17 protein-coding genes are annotated in these 18,324 nt (G+C 68.2%); 4 read left to right on the top strand and 13 right to left on the bottom strand.

What is annotated here, in order from left to right; genetic code table 11:
• Window positions 1-15: 15 nt before the first annotated feature.
• From WS64_RS17945 to WS64_RS17890, 12 genes are read right to left on the bottom strand one after another with little or no spacing between them, the layout of a single operon-like run.
• Window positions 16-1,191: a PLP-dependent decarboxylase gene (locus WS64_RS17945; protein ID WP_060967178.1), complete on the bottom strand. Its 1,176-nt coding sequence runs from the start codon at window positions 1,189-1,191 to the stop codon at window positions 16-18.
• Entirely contained in the window at window positions 1,181-2,170 is a 990-nt protein-coding gene (locus WS64_RS17940; RefSeq protein WP_060967177.1) for a beta-ketoacyl-[acyl-carrier-protein] synthase family protein, read from the bottom strand. Before WS64_RS17940 ends, WS64_RS17945 begins: the two co-directional genes overlap by 11 nt.
• Before the next feature lies 1 nt (window position 2,171).
• The gene (locus WS64_RS17935) at window positions 2,172-3,155 is read right to left on the bottom strand and encodes a ferritin-like domain-containing protein (protein ID WP_059579151.1); all 984 of its coding nucleotides are present in this window, start codon (window positions 3,153-3,155) and stop codon (window positions 2,172-2,174) included.
• A 1-nt stretch (window position 3,156) separates the two neighbouring features.
• Window positions 3,157-3,786 carry a hypothetical protein gene (locus WS64_RS17930; protein WP_060967176.1) on the bottom strand — a complete coding sequence of 210 codons (630 nt, stop codon included), beginning with the start codon at window positions 3,784-3,786 and terminating at the stop codon, window positions 3,157-3,159.
• A 1-nt stretch (window position 3,787) separates the two neighbouring features.
• Entirely contained in the window at window positions 3,788-4,663 is an 876-nt protein-coding gene (locus tag WS64_RS17925) for a hypothetical protein (protein WP_060967175.1), read from the bottom strand.
• Window positions 4,664-4,670: 7 nt separating this feature from the next.
• Entirely contained in the window at window positions 4,671-4,925 is a 255-nt protein-coding gene (locus WS64_RS17920; protein ID WP_006481176.1) for an acyl carrier protein, read from the bottom strand.
• 58 nt (window positions 4,926-4,983) lie between these two features.
• Complete coding sequence (locus WS64_RS17915; protein ID WP_060967174.1) at window positions 4,984-6,069, bottom strand: hypothetical protein; 1,086 nt, start codon at window positions 6,067-6,069, stop codon at window positions 4,984-4,986.
• 13 nt (window positions 6,070-6,082) lie between these two features.
• Entirely contained in the window at window positions 6,083-7,411 is a 1,329-nt protein-coding gene (locus tag WS64_RS17910) for a hypothetical protein (protein ID WP_060967173.1), read from the bottom strand.
• On the bottom strand, window positions 7,401-8,144 hold the full coding sequence (locus WS64_RS17905; RefSeq protein WP_059639031.1) for an outer membrane lipoprotein-sorting protein: 744 nt from the start codon (window positions 8,142-8,144) through the stop codon (window positions 7,401-7,403). Before WS64_RS17905 ends, WS64_RS17910 begins: the two co-directional genes overlap by 11 nt.
• Window positions 8,141-9,358 carry an ABC transporter permease gene (locus tag WS64_RS17900; protein WP_060967172.1) on the bottom strand — a complete coding sequence of 406 codons (1,218 nt, stop codon included), beginning with the start codon at window positions 9,356-9,358 and terminating at the stop codon, window positions 8,141-8,143. The genes WS64_RS17905 and WS64_RS17900 overlap by 4 nt, the downstream gene beginning before the upstream one ends.
• Window positions 9,330-10,040, bottom strand: coding sequence for an ABC transporter ATP-binding protein (locus WS64_RS17895; protein WP_060967171.1), 711 nt, complete (start codon window positions 10,038-10,040; stop codon window positions 9,330-9,332). The genes WS64_RS17900 and WS64_RS17895 overlap by 29 nt, the downstream gene beginning before the upstream one ends.
• Window positions 10,037-11,803, bottom strand: a complete 1,767-nt coding sequence (locus tag WS64_RS17890) for a fatty acyl-AMP ligase (protein ID WP_244166611.1) — start codon at window positions 11,801-11,803, stop codon at window positions 10,037-10,039. The genes WS64_RS17895 and WS64_RS17890 overlap by 4 nt, the downstream gene beginning before the upstream one ends.
• Window positions 11,804-12,182: 379 nt before the next feature.
• Between WS64_RS17890 and WS64_RS17885 the strand changes: the two genes are divergently transcribed.
• The 4 genes from WS64_RS17885 to WS64_RS17870 all read left to right on the top strand — a co-directional run bounded on the left by WS64_RS17885 (window position 12,183) and on the right by WS64_RS17870 (window position 16,611).
• Entirely contained in the window at window positions 12,183-13,130 is a 948-nt protein-coding gene (locus WS64_RS17885) for a fatty acid desaturase family protein (RefSeq protein WP_060967169.1), read from the top strand.
• 29 nt (window positions 13,131-13,159) lie between these two features.
• Window positions 13,160-14,020, top strand: a complete 861-nt coding sequence (locus WS64_RS17880) for a ferritin family protein (RefSeq protein WP_060967486.1) — start codon at window positions 13,160-13,162, stop codon at window positions 14,018-14,020.
• Between the two features lie 626 nt (window positions 14,021-14,646).
• Window positions 14,647-15,639: a LysR substrate-binding domain-containing protein gene (locus WS64_RS17875; protein ID WP_059583808.1), complete on the top strand. Its 993-nt coding sequence runs from the start codon at window positions 14,647-14,649 to the stop codon at window positions 15,637-15,639.
• Between the two features lie 147 nt (window positions 15,640-15,786).
• Window positions 15,787-16,611 carry an alpha/beta fold hydrolase gene (locus WS64_RS17870; RefSeq protein WP_060010738.1) on the top strand — a complete coding sequence of 275 codons (825 nt, stop codon included), beginning with the start codon at window positions 15,787-15,789 and terminating at the stop codon, window positions 16,609-16,611.
• A gap of 55 nt (window positions 16,612-16,666) precedes the next feature.
• Here WS64_RS17870 and proP read toward each other — a convergent pair whose 3' ends face one another.
• Window positions 16,667-18,136 carry a glycine betaine/L-proline transporter ProP gene (gene proP / locus WS64_RS17865; protein ID WP_059637837.1) on the bottom strand — a complete coding sequence of 490 codons (1,470 nt, stop codon included), beginning with the start codon at window positions 18,134-18,136 and terminating at the stop codon, window positions 16,667-16,669.
• Between the last annotated feature and the right edge of the window lie 188 nt (window positions 18,137-18,324).

The following is an 18,324-nucleotide window of genomic DNA, read 5'->3' as shown; positions in this document are numbered from 1 at the left end:
ATCGGCTCCTCTGGTTCAGGCAGGCCGCACGTACACGTGCGCGGCTTCGTGGGACAGGAAATGCGCCATCGAGTACGTGCGGTGATACGCGCCGCAGCGGGCGAACACCGCGATGTCGCCGACTTGCGGCGGCGCGCCCGTGTCGTCGCGGCCGATCACGTCCGCGCGGCTGCAGGTGCTGCCGACGTAGAGCGTCGGCACACCGCGCGACGGCGGCGCGGGCGTGCGGCGCACGAGCGACGGCGCGGCCAGCCGGCGCATCACCGATTCGGTCTGCGCGAGCAGGAACGCATGGGACAGGCCGCCGTCGCAGACGGCGATCGTGCGGTCCTGCCACGCCTTCACCGCGACGACGCGCGTCGCGAACACGCCCGCATCGGCGAAGATCGCGCGGCCGGATTCATGGGCGAGCGAATACTGGCCGGCCAGCGGCGCGAGCGCGGCGGCATAGCGCTCGAACGCGGCATCGCCCGGATGATCGTCGGCGAAGCCGCCGCCGAGACTCAACGAGCCGAGCGGCGCGCCGTTGGCCGGCGCGAGATCGCGGGCGAGCGCCGCGAGCAGTTCGGGCAGCACGAGCGTGTCGGGCTGCGCCGGGTCCTGGCGGATGAACGAATGCGGGCCGGAGAACACGTGCAGCCCGGCGACGGGCAAGCCGGCGGCCGCGAGCGTGCGCACCGCGTCGTGCGCCTCGTTCGGCGTCATCCCGAAGTGGTCGTGCCACTGCGCCCGCGCATGAACGCCGGCCAGCGCGCCGGCGTTCACGCGCAGCAGCACGGCGCCCGGCGTGCTGCCGCCGGCCGCCGCTTCGCGCGCGAGCGGCACGAAACGCGCGACCGCGTCCGGGTTGTCGAGCACGAAATGGCAGCGCGACGCGAGCCCCGCACGCATGAACATCTCGTCCATCGACGGATTGTTCAGGTAGCGCGGCGTCCTGATCCGGCCGATTACCGCATCGAGTTCGCCGCGGCTCGCGAGTTCGACGCCGTCCTCGTACGCATGCGCGCAGCGCGCGAGCATGTCCTGGTTCGGGTTCGCCTTCAGCGACACGATCAGCCGCGTGCCGAGCCGCGCCTTCAGCGACCGGTAGCGCGCGATCGCGACCTCCGGCTCGTACACGTAGCACGGCGTACGCAGGTCGGCGATCCACGCGTGATCGGCGGCGGGCGGAAGCGGGCGCTCAGGCGTCATGGCGGCCCACCGGATGAAGCGTGGCGGCCGCATACGCGCCGCAGTTCGACTGCATCACGCCGAGCACGCGCTTGCCGTGCGCGAGCGCATCGAGCCCGACGTCGGCCAGGTTGATCGGGAAATCCGAACAGCACGCGTGGCCGCGCGCATGGATGTTGTCCGCATAGAGCCGCTCGGCCGGCACGCGCATCGCGCGGCACAGCGCGTTCCAGCCGGGCAGGTCGGCGTTGTGCGGCAGCACGAGGTCGTACGCGTCGAGCGCGTGCGGCTCGAGCGCGACGGCCGCGTCGATCGCCCGGCGCGTGTACGGCCACTCCATCATGATCAGGTCGGCCTCGTTCGCGGCGACCGTGTCCGACCCGCGATGCCATTTCGCGTGCGTTTCGATCGCGATGCCGCCGAGCCGGTTCTTCGTGCTGTTGCGCACGATCAGCATCGCGGCCGCGCCGTCGCACTGCACGCCCGTCATCTGCCGCATCCGGTAGTCCTCGCCGTACACGCGGTCGGACGACACGACGAGCGCCGCGTCGAGCCGCGGATGGCGGCGCATCAGCGCGCGCACGGTTTCGATGCCGGCCGCGACCGACACGCAGTTCAGTTGCGCGACGGAGCCGAGCCACAGCGGCTCGATGCCGAACCGCGCGGCCACTTCGTGCGGCAGGCTGCGCGGCGCCGGCGGCACGCTGAATTGCTGCGTATGTACGTGCACGATCGCGCCGACGTCGGACGGATGCACGCGCGCGGTGTCGAGCAGCCGGCCGACCGCCGCGATCGCGAGATCGGTCTCGCTCGTGTCGAGCGCCATGTGGAAATAGCGGCTGCCCGACTGCGCGATCGCGGCCGCCCGCTGGGCCGGATAGTCGCGCTCGGCGGCCCAGGCCTCGATATCGACGGGCGGGCCCGGCAGCTCGTAGGCCACCGCGTCGATGCCGATCCAGAAGCCGGCGTCGCGGGATGCGTGGGAAGAGGGCATCGTCATGTCAGTTGAGCGGCATCGCCGCGTAGTCGAGGACGTCGAGCTTTTCGAAGGTCGCCTGCACGGTCGGCGTGAGCAGGCCCATTTCGCGGATCGTCGGCACGAGGCGCCGGAAGATCGAGCGGCGGATCGAGCTCGACACCGGCGATTCGCGCACCATCGCGCTGCATTCGCGCTTGGACAGCCCCATCGGTTCCCAGATGTCGTCCGCGCACAGGTGTTCGTACAGCACGGCCGCGCCTTCGCAGATGAACTCCTCGCGTTCGCGCAGTTCGTGCGAACTCATTTCCGCGTACACGCGGCACAGCGTGATCCGGCCGACCGCGAAGTGGCGCGCTTCGTCGCGCTGGATCCGCAGGAACAAGTCCTTGATGAACGGATCGGTGCTGTACGCGACGACGCTCTGGAAGATCGACAGCGCGATGCCCTCGACGAGCACCTGCATCCCGAGGTTCGTCATGTCGAGCGCGCTGCTCGTGATCGTGTCGTGCAGCAGCCCCTTCAGCGAGCGGCTCATCGGGTAGCTGACGTCGAGCTTCTCGTTGACGAGCTTCGCGTACGCCTCGACGTGGCGAGCTTCGTCCATCATCTGCGCGGCCGCGCACAGCCGCGCGCTCAGGCCGCTCTCGGCCGACGCGAGCTTCGACGCGCAGATCAGCGCGGCCTGCTCGCCGTGCAGGATCTGCGACAGCAGCCAGCCCTGCGCGTGATGGCGCACCTCGCGCTTGTCGGCGTCGGCGAGCTTGCCCCACAGCTCGGTGCCGTAGATCAAGAGCGTCGGGTCGGGCATGCCGAGCGGGTTGGCCGGATCGAGGTCGTGGCGCCAGTCGACGTCGGTCGCGACGTCCCACTGTGCGGCCTTCGCCTTCTCGTACAGCCGGTTCAGCGCCTCTTCGCGCAGTGCGTAGTCGTTCGACATCAGCGCGTCGACGGGCATCGACCAGCGGATATCGGCCGTGTCCTGCATCACGGTAAGCGTGTCATTCATGTCAGGGTCTCCCCGGCCGCGCGGCGGCGCCGGAATGATGGGCGGAATCGGTGAGCGGGGCGGCGGCGCGCGACGCGCCCGGATGCGGTTCGAGCCGGATCGCGAACGACGGCCACGCGCCGCGCAGTTGCGCGTCGAACGCGTCGGCGAGCCGCGCGGGCCAGATCGCGCAGCACACGCGGTTGTCGCCGGCGAATTCCGCATCGCGCAGGATGCGGTCGCCGATCCAGACGACCGGTGCGCCGCGCGCGGCGTCGCGCAACGCTTCGTCGTACAGGTGCACGCCGAGCAGCACGTGCGGCGCGAGCAGTTCGGCCGGCAGCGCGCCGAAATACGGCGCGCACACTTCGATGAACACGCGGGCGTCCGGATGCACGGCGTCGCGGATCCGCGCGGTGATTTCCGCGAGGAATCCGAAATACTGCACGTGGTCGAGCAGCACGCGGCGCTCGCCGCCGGCCGCGTCGTACGCATTGCCCGCGTCGTAGCCGTCGCCGGCCGCTTCCGCGAGCGCGGCGCGCGCATAGTCGGCCGGCGTGTCGAGCGGCATCCGGTACGCGCTGGCCGCGACCGCGACCGGCTGCCGCGCGTCGCGCTCGATCCGGTAGGTGAAATGAACAGGACGCACCATGTCATGCCTCGCCGTCGAGAGAGAACGTCGCGTCCGGCGCGAACGCGACGTCGGCGATCGCGTAATAGCCGTTCAGCGCGAGCGAGCAGACGGCCGCGCGACGCGGCGTGTCGCCGTCGCGGTGCGCGAGCAGCACCGACAGCCACGGGTCGCTGCCGAACGCATGCCCGAACACGCCGTGGCCGTCCGGCAGCAGCGGCGTCTTGCCGACCGACGCGAGCAGCGCGCGGCGCGACGTGGCCGGGAAGAACGGCAGCGCCGCGTGCAGCCCGGGGCGCGCCGCGCAGAACGTGCGGATGTCGCGGCCGAGCCGCACGACCGCGCTGGCCGGCGGCGCGGCGTCGGCGATCACCGACTGCGCCGGTTCGCGGCCGACGTCGACGAGCAGCGTGCAGACGCCGAAGCCCGAACGCCCCCAAGCGGGATTGCCGTGCCAGTACGTATAGCCGTGCACGTCGATGTCGACGATCTGCAGCAGCAGCGTGCGCGGCCCCGTCTCGGCCGCGGTCGCGAGCGTGCGGCGCAGCACGTAGCCCCAGCCCGCGCATTCGTACGAGCAGGTCATCCAGTCGGGCGTGTAGTCGTTCGCGCCGGCCAGCGCCTGCGCGAACACGCGATGCTGTGGCGAATCGTTCATCAGCAACATCGACAGGATCGTCGAGCTGACCACGTAGTCGTCCGCGCCGACCGCGCCGCACAGCCGCTCGCGTTCGGCGCACGCGAGCGTGCCGATCGCGCGGGCCGTGTCGTCGAGCGGCGCGGCCACGCCGTCGCGCGACGGCGCGACGCGCCGGTACGCGAGCGCCTGCACGGTCAGCGCGGTGGCCGGGGCCGGCTGGACGGCGGCGGCCGCCATGGGGGCGAGGGGCGCGAGCATCGCCGTGTCAGGCCGCGTGCTGCTGGCTGCGCAGTTGCGCGTCGAGCTGCTGCAGCGTCGTGTACTGCGTGATGTTCAGCGCTTCCGGATCGATCGAACCGTAAAGCTGTTCGCAGAACACGATCAGCTCGACGATGTTCAGCGAATCGATGCCGAGTTCGCCGATGCCGGCGTCCGTGTCGACGGTTTCGACGTTGAGGATCTTCGCGACTTCGCGGGACAGGATGTCGAGCGCGTCGGCCGGAACGTTCTGGGTCGTCATGAGAGGAGCTCCTGGAGTTGAGTGGTTTTGATCGGGATCGATCGGCCTGTCGCGTGGGTCAACTGCCGGCTTCGCAGCGCAGGCTCTTGCGAAGCTCGTGATAACAACGGTACGAACTGCCTTCCATCTTCGAAAACGCCAGCAGGTCGCGCTGGTCGTCGAACAGCTGCACCTTGCCGTCGCGCACGAGCGCGGTCAGGAACTCGTTCGACAGCAGCTTGATCGCGAGCACGCGCTGCACCTTGCCGAAGCTGTAGTGCGCGTCGTCGGTCTGACTGCGCGCGGCGTCCGCGATGAAGCGGTGCACGGCGCGCGCGTCGGCGTCGAGCTCGATGCGGCCGGTCCGTTCGAGCCAGCCGACGTGCGCCATCAGCGCGCGAACGAAGTACGGCCGCACGACGGTCAGGTATTTGTTGAACACGGTCGGGCCGCCGATGCGCAGGCGATCCTCGGCGGCGACGCGCACCTGGCCGCCGACGTTCGCAAGCTGCAGGTTGCCCGCGAGGAACGGCGCGCCGCAGGTCGTGCGTTTCAGTTTTCGATACTCGTCGGGCCACACGAGATAGGCGGCCGGGAACATCACGCCCGGCAGGCGTGCCGCGACGACGGCCATGCAGTCGCGGTGCGCCTCGATGCCCCACACCTTGTCGACGGTCAGCGCGAGCCCGTTGTCGTCGCTGCGCACGACCGTGCGCCAGGCGGCGAGCGTCGGGCCGCCGCCGTCGCTCATCAGGAACGCGAAGTGATGGCCGGCGTCGATGCACTCGCATGCGCGGCGGTTCTGGTCTTCGGAGAAGAACAGCCCGAACATGATGCGGATGAACGCGCGCATGAACGGCTTGAACAGGTGATGAAATCCTTCGCGGCCGATCTGCTCGAGCAGCGCTTCGGTGAGCGGCGCCTCGTCGTGCCGCAGCGGTGTCGACGCGGACGCATCCGGCAGCACGTCCGGTGCGGCGGTGCGCAGCGCGATCACCATCTCGCTGTCGAGCAGCCGCACGGCGGCGGCTTCGACCAGCCGGGCCGCCGCGTGCGGCGGCGTGCCGATTGCGTCGAGGTGGCGCAGCACCGGATACGCGGCCTGGTCGGCCACGCGCAGGCGCAGCGGCGGTGCGATCGGAGTGGGGGCGGAAAGCGTGGACATGGCAGGGTTCCAGTCAGAAACGCACGCGCACGGCGGCGTCGATGCGGGTGCCGAGACCGACCATCCGGTACTCGGAATTGCTGTCGGAAAACGCGTGCGACACGGCGACATCGACGCTCACGCGCTTGTTCACGTCGGCGACGATCTGCGCGATCGCCAGCAGGCCCTTGTCCTGCGGCGAATAGACGCCGCGCAGCGAATACTCGACGCGGCCGATCTTCTTGCCGAGCCGCGCGAACAGGTAGTCGCGCAGGTTGCCGTCGACGCTCACGAAGTTGGCCGTGCCGCCGAGGCCGGCCAGCGCGGCGCCGGGCGCGACGGGCAGCAGCGCGTTGTTCGCCTGCGCCGCGCCGACCATCCGGCGCCACTGGCTCGCGTCGTAACGCGCTTCGTCGTGCGACCACTCGACGATCAGCGACAGGTTGCCGGGCAGCGCGCTCTGCATGCCGACCGCGCTGCGCCACATGTACTGGCGGTCGTTGCGGCGATCGACGGCGTCGTAGGCCGCCGCCGAATCGAGCGGCGTACCGTTCGCGATGAAGGCGGGCAGCGGCCGCGTCGTGCCGCGTTCGATCCACGCGCTCGCGTAGACGGTGTTCGAGCGCGCGACGTCGAACGACAGCGTCGCGCCTGCGCCGCCGCGGCCCGCGTGACGGCCGGCGAGCAGCGCGGCCGAGCCGCCCGATCCGTTGTAGGCGCCGCGCACGAGCTGCGTCGCGCCTGCTACGTCGCGGTTGTCGACGTCGTTGCGCAGCGTGCGGTTCTCGCCGGCGATGAACTGCAGCGTGGTCTGCTCGCCCGCCCATTTCGCTTCGACGAGCGGCGTGCCTTCGACGTCGCCGTAGCGATCGTAGATGTCGGCCGTCGCGGCCCGTTTCTGGAAGAAGCCGAGCGGGAAAAACGCCTGCGACGTGTCGAGCGCGTCGATCCGCTTGCCGGCCGTGAGCGTGATGCCGTTGTCGAACGCGTAGCGCACGCCGGCTTCGTTGAAGCGGCTTGCCTGCGCGCCGAGCGAATGGTTGCTCGCGACGATGCGCGCATTCGCGAACAGGTTCTCGCCGTCGATGCGCGCGAGCAGCCCGGCTTCCTGCTGGTCGCGCGGCGAGTCGCCGATCAGGCGGCCGAGCAATGCGCGGCCGTCCATGCTGTCGACGGAGCGCGCGTAGCCGATGCCGTTGAGCGTGCCGAGTTGGTCCATCAGCGATTCTCCATGCGCGAGCGTGCAGCCGAGCGCGAGCGGGATCGCGAGCGCGACACCGGGCCAGCCGCGGCGGGCGCGATCGGGTGATGAGCTGAGGCGGTCACGATGAGCATCGGCATCGGCGTCGTACTCACTGGCCATCGGCGAGCGTGTCGGGGTTGAACCAGCCCGACGGAATCTTGCGCGGCTGACCGTCGAGGATGTCGACGACGCTCGCGCGCTGCTTCTCGATCTCGTTGCGATAGGTGATCTTGCGGATCACCTTGCGGCCGTTCGCGTCGACCGGCGCGGAGAAATCGGCGCTGCGAAACAGCAGGCCGCTCGCGAGGAAGAACTGCGCGCGCACCGGCACGTCGGTGTCGGGCGTGACCCACAGCTTGATCGTCGGATAGACGTTGTCGGGATCGGTCGCGCTCAGGTCGAGCTCGGTGGCCGGCTTGCCGGCGATCGTGGTCGTGCCGGGGGCGGCCGTCGCGCGATAGCTGTCCGCCCAGTGCGTGCGCGTGATGTCGCTGATCACGACTTCGCCCTGCAGCCGCTGCATCCCGTTGATGCGCACCGCGCTGCGCGTGTTCGGCACGTAGAACCAGTGCCCGCGCGTCGTCGCGAGGTACTTCTGGCCGTCGTTCTCGCCGCTGCGCGTCAGCGCGAGCGTGTCGCCGTTGCCGCGCGTGTAGACGAGATAGCGCGTCGCGTCGCCGGACTGTCCGCCGACCTCGTTGGTGATCTCGATGTTGGTCTGCGTATCGGCGGCCGTGCTGCGGTACGCGTCGGCACGGGCGAGCATGGTCTGGGCCGTCGGCGTGTCGGCCGCCTGCGCGGCGAGCGGCACGCACGCGACGAGCGCGGCGAACGTCAGGCGAATGCGATTCATGGGGCGAGTCCTTCGAGGATGTTGCGTTTCGCGAGACCGAGCGTCGCGAGCAGCGCCGCGGCCACGCCGAGCACGACGAACGCGGCTTCGACGGCGGCCACGGCGGCGGGCGACACCGTGAATTCGAGCAGGATCGGCTTCACGCGGCCGGGCGGCGCGGGCAGGTGGATCTGCGCGTGATTGAGCGCGACCATCGTCAGCAGCGCGAGCGCGATGCCGGCGGCCGCACCGAGCAAGCCGAGCAGCGCGGTTTCCTGGATCAGCACGCCGCGCACCGTCGCGGCCGGCACGCCGAGCGCGCGAAGCGTCGAGATCTCGCGGCGTCGCTCGACGATGCTCATCAAGATCCAGTTGCTCATCGACAGCAGGATCGTCACGCACAGGATCGCGCCGAACACCGAGAACTGGTTCTTGTACAGCGCGACGACCTGGTGATAGAGCGACACGAGCTGGTCCCAGGTCTTCACGTCGAGCGTCGGCAGCGCGGCGCGCAGCGTCGCGGCGGCGGCCGGCGTGCCGGCGGTGTCGTCGAGGAACACCGCGACGCGCGACGCGCGGTCGGTGCGCAGCAGCGCCTGCGCGGCCGTGAACGTCACGTCGACGATCCGCTCGTCGACGTCCTTGTTGCCGGTGCTCATCACGCCGACGATCTGCGCGTCGGTCGCGTTGATGCCGCCGTGCGCGGTCGACGCCATCAACTGCACGACCGAACCGACGTGCACGCCGAGCTTGCGCGCGAGTTCCGCGCCGACGACGACTTCGGTGCCGGCATTCGTCGGCGACAGGTAGCGGCCCGACAGCACCGTGTGATAGTCGAAGAAGCCGGGCGGCTCGCGGTTCGGCTCGATGCCTTCGCCGACGAAGCCGTAGCTGAGGTCGCCGTTCGACACGAGGCCGTCGAAGTCGATGCCGCGCGCGGTCGTCGCGACGCCACGCAGCTGTGCGATCGCCTGCGTGGCGGCGGCCTGCTCGTCGGCGGTCAGCCCGTACTGCAGCGGCCGCTCGCCGATCAGGTCGAGATAGCCGTGGTGCAGCACCTGCACATGGCCGACGCCGCTGTCGATCGACCCTTCGCGCACCGCGTCGAAGGTCGCGATCACGTAGCCGAGCGCGAGGCTCGACGCGAACGCGGCGACGCCGATCATCGCCATCGTCAGCACGGTGCGGCGCTTGTTGCGCCAGAGGTTACGCCACGCAAACGTCGACCAGTTCACGATTCACTCCCGGTACGCCGTCGCGCATCTCGATGCGGCGCGGCAGGTGCGCGCACAGACGATCGTCGTGCGACGCAATCAGAAAGGCGGTGCCCAGCGTGCGGTTGGTGTCGAGGATCAGCTCGGCGACCGCCCGCGCGTTGGCGCTGTCGAGGCTCGCGGTCGGCTCGTCCGCGATCACGATCGCCGGCTCCTTGGCGAGCGCGCGGGCCAGCGCGACGCGCTGCTGCTCGCCGCCGGACAGCTCGCCGGGGCGGTGCCGTTCGCGCGCGGCGAGCCCCACCGCGTCGAGCATCGCGCGCGCGCGTTCGCGCCGCGTGCGCGGCGTGCCCCACGCGAAGCAGCCGAGCTCGACGTTCTCGAGCGCCGACATCACCGGAATCAGGTTGAATTGCTGGAACACGAAGCCGATGCGTTCGCGGCGAATCCGTTCGAGCGTGTCCGGCGCGTCGTCGATCCGGCGGCCTTCGAGCCAGCGTTCGCCGCTGCTCGGCACGTCGAGAAAGCCTGCGAGGTTCAGCAGTGTGCTCTTGCCGCTGCCCGACGGGCCGACGAGCGCGACGACGTCGCGCGGGGCGATCGAGATCGTCGCGCCGCGCACCGCGACGACGTGGCCCGCACCTTCGTACACGCGCGTGACGTCGCGCAGTTCGAGCACCGGCGAAAGCGACGCAGGCGTCATGCGAACGCTCCCTGGCCGGCTTCGGCGACGGCGGCCGATGCGGCGATCACGGGCAACGCGCCGTTCGCATAGAGATCGCGGCATTTCAGGCGTTGCAGCTTGCCGCTCGTGGTGCGCGGCAGCGAGCCGGGCTCGACGAAACACAAATCCTGCGCGGCGAAGCCGATGCGCGACGCGAGCAACTGCTGGCACTCGGTGCGCGTTTGCGGCGTCGCGTCGACGGGCCGTGCCTCGATCGCGACGACCAGCCGCTCGGTGCCGGTTTCGGGGTCGGGCAGGCCGAACGCGATGCACGTGCTCTTGCGCAGCGCGCTGTGCGACGCGAGCGCTTCCTCGATCTCGTGCGGGAAATAGTTGCTGCCGCGGATGATGATGACTTCCTTCTTGCGGCCGAGGATATGCAGCTGGCCGTCCGCGACGTAGCCGATGTCGCCGGTGCGGAACCAGCCGTCGGCCGTCAGCGGCGCGGCGATCGTGCCGTCGTCGGGATCCAGGTAGCCGAGCATCACCGACGTGCCGCGGATCGCGACTTCGCCGACCGCGCGGTTGCCCAGCGCATGGTCGCCGTCGTCGAGGATGCAGAACGCCATCCCGTCGATCGGCGTGCCCATCGCGAGCACCGTTTCGGTCTCCGTCTCGCGGCCGTCGTTCGCGGCGGCCGGCTGCGCGTCGCGGCGCTCGATCAGCGCGCGCCGGTCGAGCGTATCGGCGATCACGTACGGTGCGCCCTCGACCGCGCCTTCGTGCCATGCACGATGCATCGATACCGCGAGCGTCGATTCGGCCATCCCGTAGCACGGCTGCAGTGCCGACGCAGCCAGCCCGTACGGCGCGAACGTCGCGGCGAAATCGCGCAGCGTCGCGTCGTCCACGCGTTCGCCGCCGATGAAGATGTTGCGGCACGCGGACAGATCGACGCCGTCCATCGCGGCGGCATTGAAGCGGCGCACGCAATAGCGCAGCGCGAAGGTCGGCACCGACGTCGTCGTCGCGCGTGCCGATGCGATGCGCTTCAGCCAGCCGAGCGGATTCCGGATGAAGCTGTTCGGCTGCATCATCAGCAGCGGCGCACGGTAATGCAGGTTGGACAGCAGCGTGAGCAGCCCCATGTCGTGATAGAGCGGCAGCCACGACGCGGTGCCGTCGCCGGCCGCGATATCGAAGCGCACCGACCCGCCGATGCCGAGCACGTTCGCGATCACGTTCTCGTGGCTCAGCACCGCGGCTTTCGGGTGCGACGTCGACCCCGACGTGAGCTGGACATGATGCGGATCGTGGCCGCTCTTCGCGCTGATCGGCGCGCGCGCGCCGGCATCCGCGGCGCTCGACAGCGTCGCGAGATCGACGACGCGCGTGGCGGCCGCCGAAAACGCGTCGTCGCGCCAGGCCGCGGCCTGCGCATCCGCGGCGATGACGAGGCGCGGCCGGTACAGCTCGCACGCGACGTCCGCCACCTGCCGCGCGGCCGTCGGCCGCCGCACGGGAACCGGCACGGTGCAGGGCAGTGCGCCCGTCATCACGCAGGCCATCATCGCGGCCGCGTGCTCGACCGACGCGGGCAGCGCGAGCATCACGAGATCGTTCTCGCGCACGCCGAGCTCGCGCAGCGCGCCGGCCTGGCGAAACACCTCTTGCGCGAAGTGCCGGTACGTGATGCCCGCTTCGCGGCCCGCATCGTCGACGAACGTCATGCGATGCATGGCGCCCGCGACGTCCTCGAGCGATTCGATCAGGCGATGAATGGTGGATGCGTACTTCGTCACGAGGGTTCTCCCCTTGAGGAACACGGCCGCTCGCGCCACGGTGCCGGCGGCGCCGTTCGTCGAGTGAGGAGGATTCTTGCCGGATCGATCGGCGGCGACAAACGGAATCTATGCAGGCTATGCATGAGCGGGACGCATCCACGAGGTGACTGGTCGGTCTCATTCGACCGGTCGTCTAGTTCACGATGTGGTGCGCTCATGCGCGGGCGTCATGCAATGCGTTCGGAAAATTCGTTTGTCCGAAACATCGACTCACAGAAGAATGGCAACCCGGCAGCGCGCCAGCGTCGCCGCGTCATCGTGCCGGGCAGCCCGGCCCAAGGAGAGCGTCTTGTCCGTCACCTCATCGCTTGTCGCCCGGCCGAAACCGGTTACAGACATGAAGAGCCGCCCGAGCGGCGTGGTCTTCTCGCTGAAGCTGGTTGTATACGTTGCGCTTGTCGCGCACGGGATGATGTTCGCGCTGTCGGCGTTCGTGATCCTGAAGGCGGTCGGCATCCTGCTGATCGGTGCGATGTATGCGCACGGCGTCGAGCTGCAGCATCAGGCGCTGCATTACCAGGGATTCCGCAGCAAGCGCCTGAACATGGTGTTCGGCGTGCTGCTCGGCATGCCGATGCTCGTGTCGTTCCACGCATACCAGGACAGCCACCTGCGCCACCACCGGCTGCTCGGCACGCCGGAGAACAAGGAGTTCTTCGACTACGGCGACCAGTACGGCGCGAGCCCCGTCGTCAATGTCGGGCTGTGGATGTGGCGGTTGTCGATGGCCGCGCACTATATCCAGTTCGCGAGGAACGTCGTGAAGCTCGTCGTGCCGGGTGCGCGCTTCGGCGACAATGCGCTCGTGTCGCGCGCGATCCGCCGCGACTACCTGCTGATGGCGGCCGCGATCGCGCTGCTCGCGGCGCTGTCGTTCGTGCTGCACACGTGGTTCGTCGTCTGGGTGTGGGTCGTCCCGCTCGTGTTCGTCGCGGCGCCCGTGCACGCGCTGGTCGAGATGCCCGAGCACTACCGCTGCGACCTGACGAGCACCGACCCGTTCCGCAACACGCGGACGATCGAGAGCAACGCGTTCATGACGTGGTTCACGAACGGCAACAACTATCACGTCGAGCATCACATGATGCCGAACCTGCCGATCGAGCGGTTGCACGACCTGCATGGCGCGATCGCGCCGCGCATCCGCTATTACCACCGCTCGTATCGGCAGTTCTACCATGCGTTGCTGCGCGGCCGGCTCGCGCCGCGTTCGGTGGACGACGATCGGGACGATCGCGAGCCCGATGCGGAAGCCGCCGCGCCGGCGTCGACGCAGTCGGCATGAGCGCCGGTGCGGATTGCATGGCGACGACGGTGACGACGATGCTCTATCCGGAACTTTTCAGGTCGCTCGAAGCTGTCCGCTGGGACATGGAGAAGGACATTCCGTGGGACAGGTTCGACGCTTCGCTGCTCACCGACGAGCAGGCGAAGACGATCAAGATGAACGCGATCACCGAATGGTCGGCGCTGCCCGCGACGGAAATGTTCCTGCGCGACAACCAGCACGACAGCGACTTTTCCGCGTTCATGAGCGTGTGGTTCTTCGAGGAGCAAAAGCATTCGCTCGTGCTGATGGAATACCTGCGGCGCTTCAAGCCGGAACTGGTGCCGACCGAGGAGGAACTGCACGCGGTGCGTTTCCAGTTCGATCCGGCGCCGCCGCTCGAGACGCTGATGCTGCACTTCTGCGGCGAGATCCGCTTGAACCACTGGTACCGCTGCGCGGCCGACTGGCACACCGAGCCCGTCATCAAGCAGATCTACGAAACGATTTCGCGCGACGAGGCGCGTCATGGCGGCGCGTACCTGCGCTACATGAAGAAGGCGCTGAACAACTGCGGCGACGTCGCGCGTGCGGCCTTCGCGAAGATCGGCGTGCTGATGGCGTCGGCGCGCCGCACCGAGAAGCCGCTCCACCCGACCAACCTGCACGTGAATCAGGCGCTGTTCCCGCGCGACACCGTGCAATCGCGCCTGCCGGATCCGGAATGGCTCGAGCGCTGGCTCGACGACCAGATCCGTTTCGACGGCGAGTGGGAGAAGAAGGTGGTCGAGCGGATCCTGCACAACCTGTCGATCCTGTTCGAACGCACGTTCGCCACCGCGCAGGAACTGAACCGCTATCGCCGCGAAGTGACGGCGCGGGCGAATGGGGTGCCGGGCAACGCGTAGTGAATTAGCCCTCGAGCGGCACGGCGACCCGCGGCCCCCGGATTCCGGCCGACAGGCGAACCCGATGCACGCTGACCGGCGTTGCCGGCCGGCGGGTTATTCGTATCCGGAAATAATCGGCTCATCAGTTTCTTGAACCCGCATGGCAAGCTTGAATGTCATGTGTTTAGTATTTTTCAATAAACGTTGAATTCCGGATTTAAACGGCATTTTGTTCGTTCGTTGCGGGCGGTTTGTTTTTTCGCAATCCGGAAAACAAAATGAATAGTCGGCTGATTGAAATTGAATTGTATGCGTCGGGCGCCAGCTCTTCCGGTGTGACGCAATCGCCGCGGCAGCGGCGGATTTCGCCGGTAAATGCCTGTTTTGGCGAGAATTTGCCCGCTGTTTTCGAGCCTTCAATTCACTGCATATCGATTTACAAAATCACTACCCGATAATATTTGTGTAAGAAAATATCGATGCAACGAAATTCGATAGATAAATACAAGTGTCACGATTGAAAATAAGAATGGAATGCATCCATGCTTTCACTATAAAATTGTTTCAGAATCCAAATAGGAGAGACGATTCAGGGAGACGAACGGCAACTTGCCTGTCGGTGGGTGCAACTTTGAGGCGGCGGTATGGCTAATGTGAGATTGGCAAAGAGATTGAGAAGTTTGCCTTCGCTGGATTTCCTGAGAGGCTTCGAATGCGCGGCGCGCCATTTGAGCTTCACGCGTGCGGGGCAGGAACTGAACGTCACGCAGTCGGCCGTGAGCCGCCAGGTCAAGGCGCTCGAGGAGCAGCTCCGGATCGAGCTCTTTCATCGGCACATTCGTTCGCTGACGTTGACCGACAAGGGGCGCGAGTTGTACGACGCGATCTCGTTCGCGTTGTCCGATCTCGAATCCGTGGTCGGCAAGCTGTCGTCGAGTGTCGGCCAGCGCGCCATCTCGTTGTCGACCACCGTCTCGTTCGCCGCGCTTTGGCTGATTCCGCGTCTCGGTTCGTTCCGCGCAAGCTATCCGGACATCGACGTGCGCGTGTCGGCCACGAGCGAAATCGAAGATCTCAAGCGCAAACGTTTGCATCTGGCCGTGCGCTATGCCGGCCCGTATACGTCGACCGACGATACGGACGTGCTGTTTCGCGAGCGTGTCGTGGCCGTATGCAGCCCGAGCCTGATGACGGCGGCGGGCGACGCCGCGTCGATGAAGCCGGCCGATCTCGACAAGCACGTGCTGCTGCATCTCGACGACCCGCGCGGCGAATGGCCGTGGCACGGGTGGAGCCAATTGCTGAAGGAACTCGGCGTGCCGCGGCTGCGGCCGGCCGGCGCGCTGCACTTCAGCCAGTACGATCAACTGATCCAGGCGGCGGTCGACGGGCACGGCATCGCGATCGGAAGGCGGCCGCTGGTCGACGGGCTGTTGAAGCAGGGGCGGCTCGTCGAGCTGTTCCCGCATTGCACCGTTGCATCGGGCAGCTATGTGCTCGTGCAGAACCCCGATGCGTGCAACGAATTCGATATCGCGGTGCTGACCAACTGGCTGCTCGAACAAGCATGCCATCCGCTCGTGTCGGAGCACGACACGGCCGGCAGCAACGTGCTGCCGATGTATCGCGTCGGATAGCGCGGCACGGCGAATGCGCGGTGCGCGGCGTCATGCGCAGCCGCTGCAAATTGTGCGATGATGCGCCGCTTCGCGTTCGTCACAGAACGCCGCCATCGCGGCGCCCGTTTCCGGGCTGCCGCCGAGCCCTGACACTCTGGAGGCAGCATGCCCGCACAGCGCATTCAAGGCAGTACCCTGCATTACCACGATCATGGCACCGGGTTTCCGGTGCTGCTCGGGCACAGCTATCTGTGGGACGCCACGATGTGGGCGCCGCAGATCGATGCGCTGTCGAGCCGGTATCGCGTGATCGTGCCGGACCTGTGGGGGCACGGCGAATCGGGCGCGCTGCCGCAAGGCACGCACACGCTCGACGACCTCGCCGCGCACGCGAGCGCGCTGCTGGACGCGCTGGACATCGAACAGTGCGCGGTCGTCGGGCTCAGCGTCGGCGGCATGTGGGGCGCGCGGCTCGCATTGCGCGAGCCGCGGCGCGTGCGCTCGCTCGTGATCATGGACGCGTCGCTCGAAGCCGAGCCCGATGCGACGCGCACCCGCTATTTCGCGATGCTCGATGCGATCGAGGCCGCGGGCCGCATCGCGCCGCCGTTGCTCGACGCGATCGTGCCGCTGTTCTTCCGGCCGGACGTCAACCTGGAGGGCCCGGTGCCGGCCGCGTTTCGCCAAGCGCTCGCGAACCTGCCCGCCGACCGGCTGCGGCAATCGATCGCGCCGCTCGGCCGGCTGATTTTCGGCCGGCCCGATACGCTCGCGGCACTCGCCGAACTCGATGCCGCGCGCACGCTGCTGATGTGCGGCGCGGGCGACATGGCGCGCCCGCCGTCGGAAACCGTGAAGATGGCGAACGTGATCGGCTGTGCGCATACGCTTGTGCCCGACGCCGGCCATATCTCGAACCTGGAAAATCCCGCGTTCGTCACGCGCGCGCTGCTCGACTGGTTCGACGCGCAGCAACTGCAGGCGAACTGACGATCGCGCGAACGGCGACGCCCGCGCAGGCCGCGCGGCGTCGCATCGATCCGCGTCACGCGCGCTCGCTGACCGGCGTGAACTTGCGATCGCGCACACGCGCTTCGTCGGCCCCGCCGCGCACGAGGCTCAACGCTTCCGCGCGGCTCGCGACGCACGGCCCGGAACCGGGCAGCGGCTGGCGCGCGGTCTCGCGCAGCGCGAGCACCGACACGATGCCGATGAACGACGCGCCCATCAGGTAATACGCGGGCATCATCAGGTCGCCGGTGCGATCGACGAGCCATGCGGTGACGAGCGGCGTCGTGCCGCCGAACAGCGACACCGACACGTTGAAGCCGATCGCGAGCGCGCCGTAGCGGATCCGCGTCGGGAACAGCGCGGGCAGCGCCGACGGCATCACGCCGGTGAACGTCGACAGCAGGACGCCGTAGATCAGCATCCCGCCGAAAATCGGCAGCATGCCGCCGGTGCGGATCAGCATCAGCGCCGGCACCGACAGCGCGAGCAGGCCCACGCAGCCGGCCATCATCACCGGCTTGCGGCCGACCTTGTCCGACAGATGCCCGGCGTAGAGCGTCATCGGCATCATCAGCACCATCACGAGCAGCACCATGAAGAGCCCGAGCGATTCGCGCACGTGCAGCGTCGCCGACAGGTAGCTCGGCAGATACGACAGCGCCATGTAGTCGGTCACGTTGAAGATCAGCACGAGGCCGACGCATTGCAGCAGCGGCTTCCACTGTTCGACGAGCAGCGTCGCGAAGCGCTGCTTCGGCTGCGCGCGCTCGTCCGCTTCGCGTGCTTCGGCTTCCTTTTTGAATGCCGGCGTTTCCTCGAGCTTGAGCCGCACGTAGAGGCCGACGAGGCCGAGCGGGCCGGCGATGAAGAACGGCACGCGCCAGCCCCACGACAGCAGCGCTTCCTGCGACAGCGTGGCCGTCAACAGCGCGACCGTGGCCGCGCCGAGCGTATAGCCGATCAGCGTGCCGAACTCGAGGAAGCTGCCCATGAAGCCGCGGCGCCTGTCGGTCGAGAACTCGGCGATGAAGGTGGCGGCGCCGCCGTATTCGCCGCCGGTCGAGAAGCCCTGCACGAGGCGGGCGACGAGCAGCAGGATCGGGGCCATGATGCCGATCGACGCATAGCTCGGGATCAGGCCGATCGCGAAGGTGCCGACGGCCATCATGATCATCGTGGCGGCGAGCACGCGCTGGCGGCCGATGCGGTCGCCGAGCGGGCCGAACACCATGCCGCCGAGCGGGCGCACGAGGAACGCGGCCGCGAACGTGCCGAAGGTGGCGAGCAACTGCGCGGACGGGCTGCTGGACGGGAAGAACACCTTGCCGAGCGTGACGGCGATATAGCTGTAGACGCCGAAGTCGAACCATTCCATCGCATTGCCGAACGCCATCGCGCCAACCGCGCGCTTGAGGACGGCCGGGTCGACGATCGTGACGTCATCCAGCTTGAGGGCCTTGCGCGAAGACCGGGCTTTCGCGGGGTGCGCTTGCGATGAACTCAATGAACGCTCCTGGAATTGCCTTGGCAACCGGCAGGCGCGCAGCGGGGCCGTGCGGGCCGACGGACAGCGAAGGCGGATATCTCGGGGATGCCTCGATGCCGGTGGCGTGACGCGCGCAGCGGACGACACCGGGCAGGCGTGTTGTGCGAACCAGTTTAGAGAAACGCGCGCGAGCGGCTATCGGTCAT

This window comes from Burkholderia anthina, from assembly GCF_001547525.1.
Classification (GTDB): Bacteria; Pseudomonadota; Gammaproteobacteria; order Burkholderiales; family Burkholderiaceae; genus Burkholderia; species Burkholderia semiarida.
This window is presented reverse-complemented; position numbering and strand designations above follow the sequence as displayed.

Coding starts and splice junctions, on each gene's coding strand:
- WS64_RS17945 (WP_060967178.1), bottom strand. CDS start 1,191: ATGACGCCTGAGCGCCCGCTTCCGCCCGCCGCCGATCACGCGTGGATC.
- WS64_RS17940 (WP_060967177.1), bottom strand. CDS start 2,170: ATGACGATGCCCTCTTCCCACGCATCCCGCGACGCCGGCTTCTGGATC.
- WS64_RS17935 (WP_059579151.1), bottom strand. CDS start 3,155: ATGAATGACACGCTTACCGTGATGCAGGACACGGCCGATATCCGCTGG.
- WS64_RS17930 (WP_060967176.1), bottom strand. CDS start 3,786: ATGGTGCGTCCTGTTCATTTCACCTACCGGATCGAGCGCGACGCGCGG.
- WS64_RS17925 (WP_060967175.1), bottom strand. CDS start 4,663: ATGCTCGCGCCCCTCGCCCCCATGGCGGCCGCCGCCGTCCAGCCGGCC.
- WS64_RS17920 (WP_006481176.1), bottom strand. CDS start 4,925: ATGACGACCCAGAACGTTCCGGCCGACGCGCTCGACATCCTGTCCCGC.
- WS64_RS17915 (WP_060967174.1), bottom strand. CDS start 6,069: ATGTCCACGCTTTCCGCCCCCACTCCGATCGCACCGCCGCTGCGCCTG.
- WS64_RS17910 (WP_060967173.1), bottom strand. CDS start 7,411: ATGGCCAGTGAGTACGACGCCGATGCCGATGCTCATCGTGACCGCCTC.
- WS64_RS17905 (WP_059639031.1), bottom strand. CDS start 8,144: ATGAATCGCATTCGCCTGACGTTCGCCGCGCTCGTCGCGTGCGTGCCG.
- WS64_RS17895 (WP_060967171.1), bottom strand. CDS start 10,040: ATGACGCCTGCGTCGCTTTCGCCGGTGCTCGAACTGCGCGACGTCACG.
- WS64_RS17885 (WP_060967169.1), top strand. CDS start 12,183: ATGAAGAGCCGCCCGAGCGGCGTGGTCTTCTCGCTGAAGCTGGTTGTA.
- WS64_RS17875 (WP_059583808.1), top strand. CDS start 14,647: ATGGCTAATGTGAGATTGGCAAAGAGATTGAGAAGTTTGCCTTCGCTG.
- WS64_RS17870 (WP_060010738.1), top strand. CDS start 15,787: ATGCCCGCACAGCGCATTCAAGGCAGTACCCTGCATTACCACGATCAT.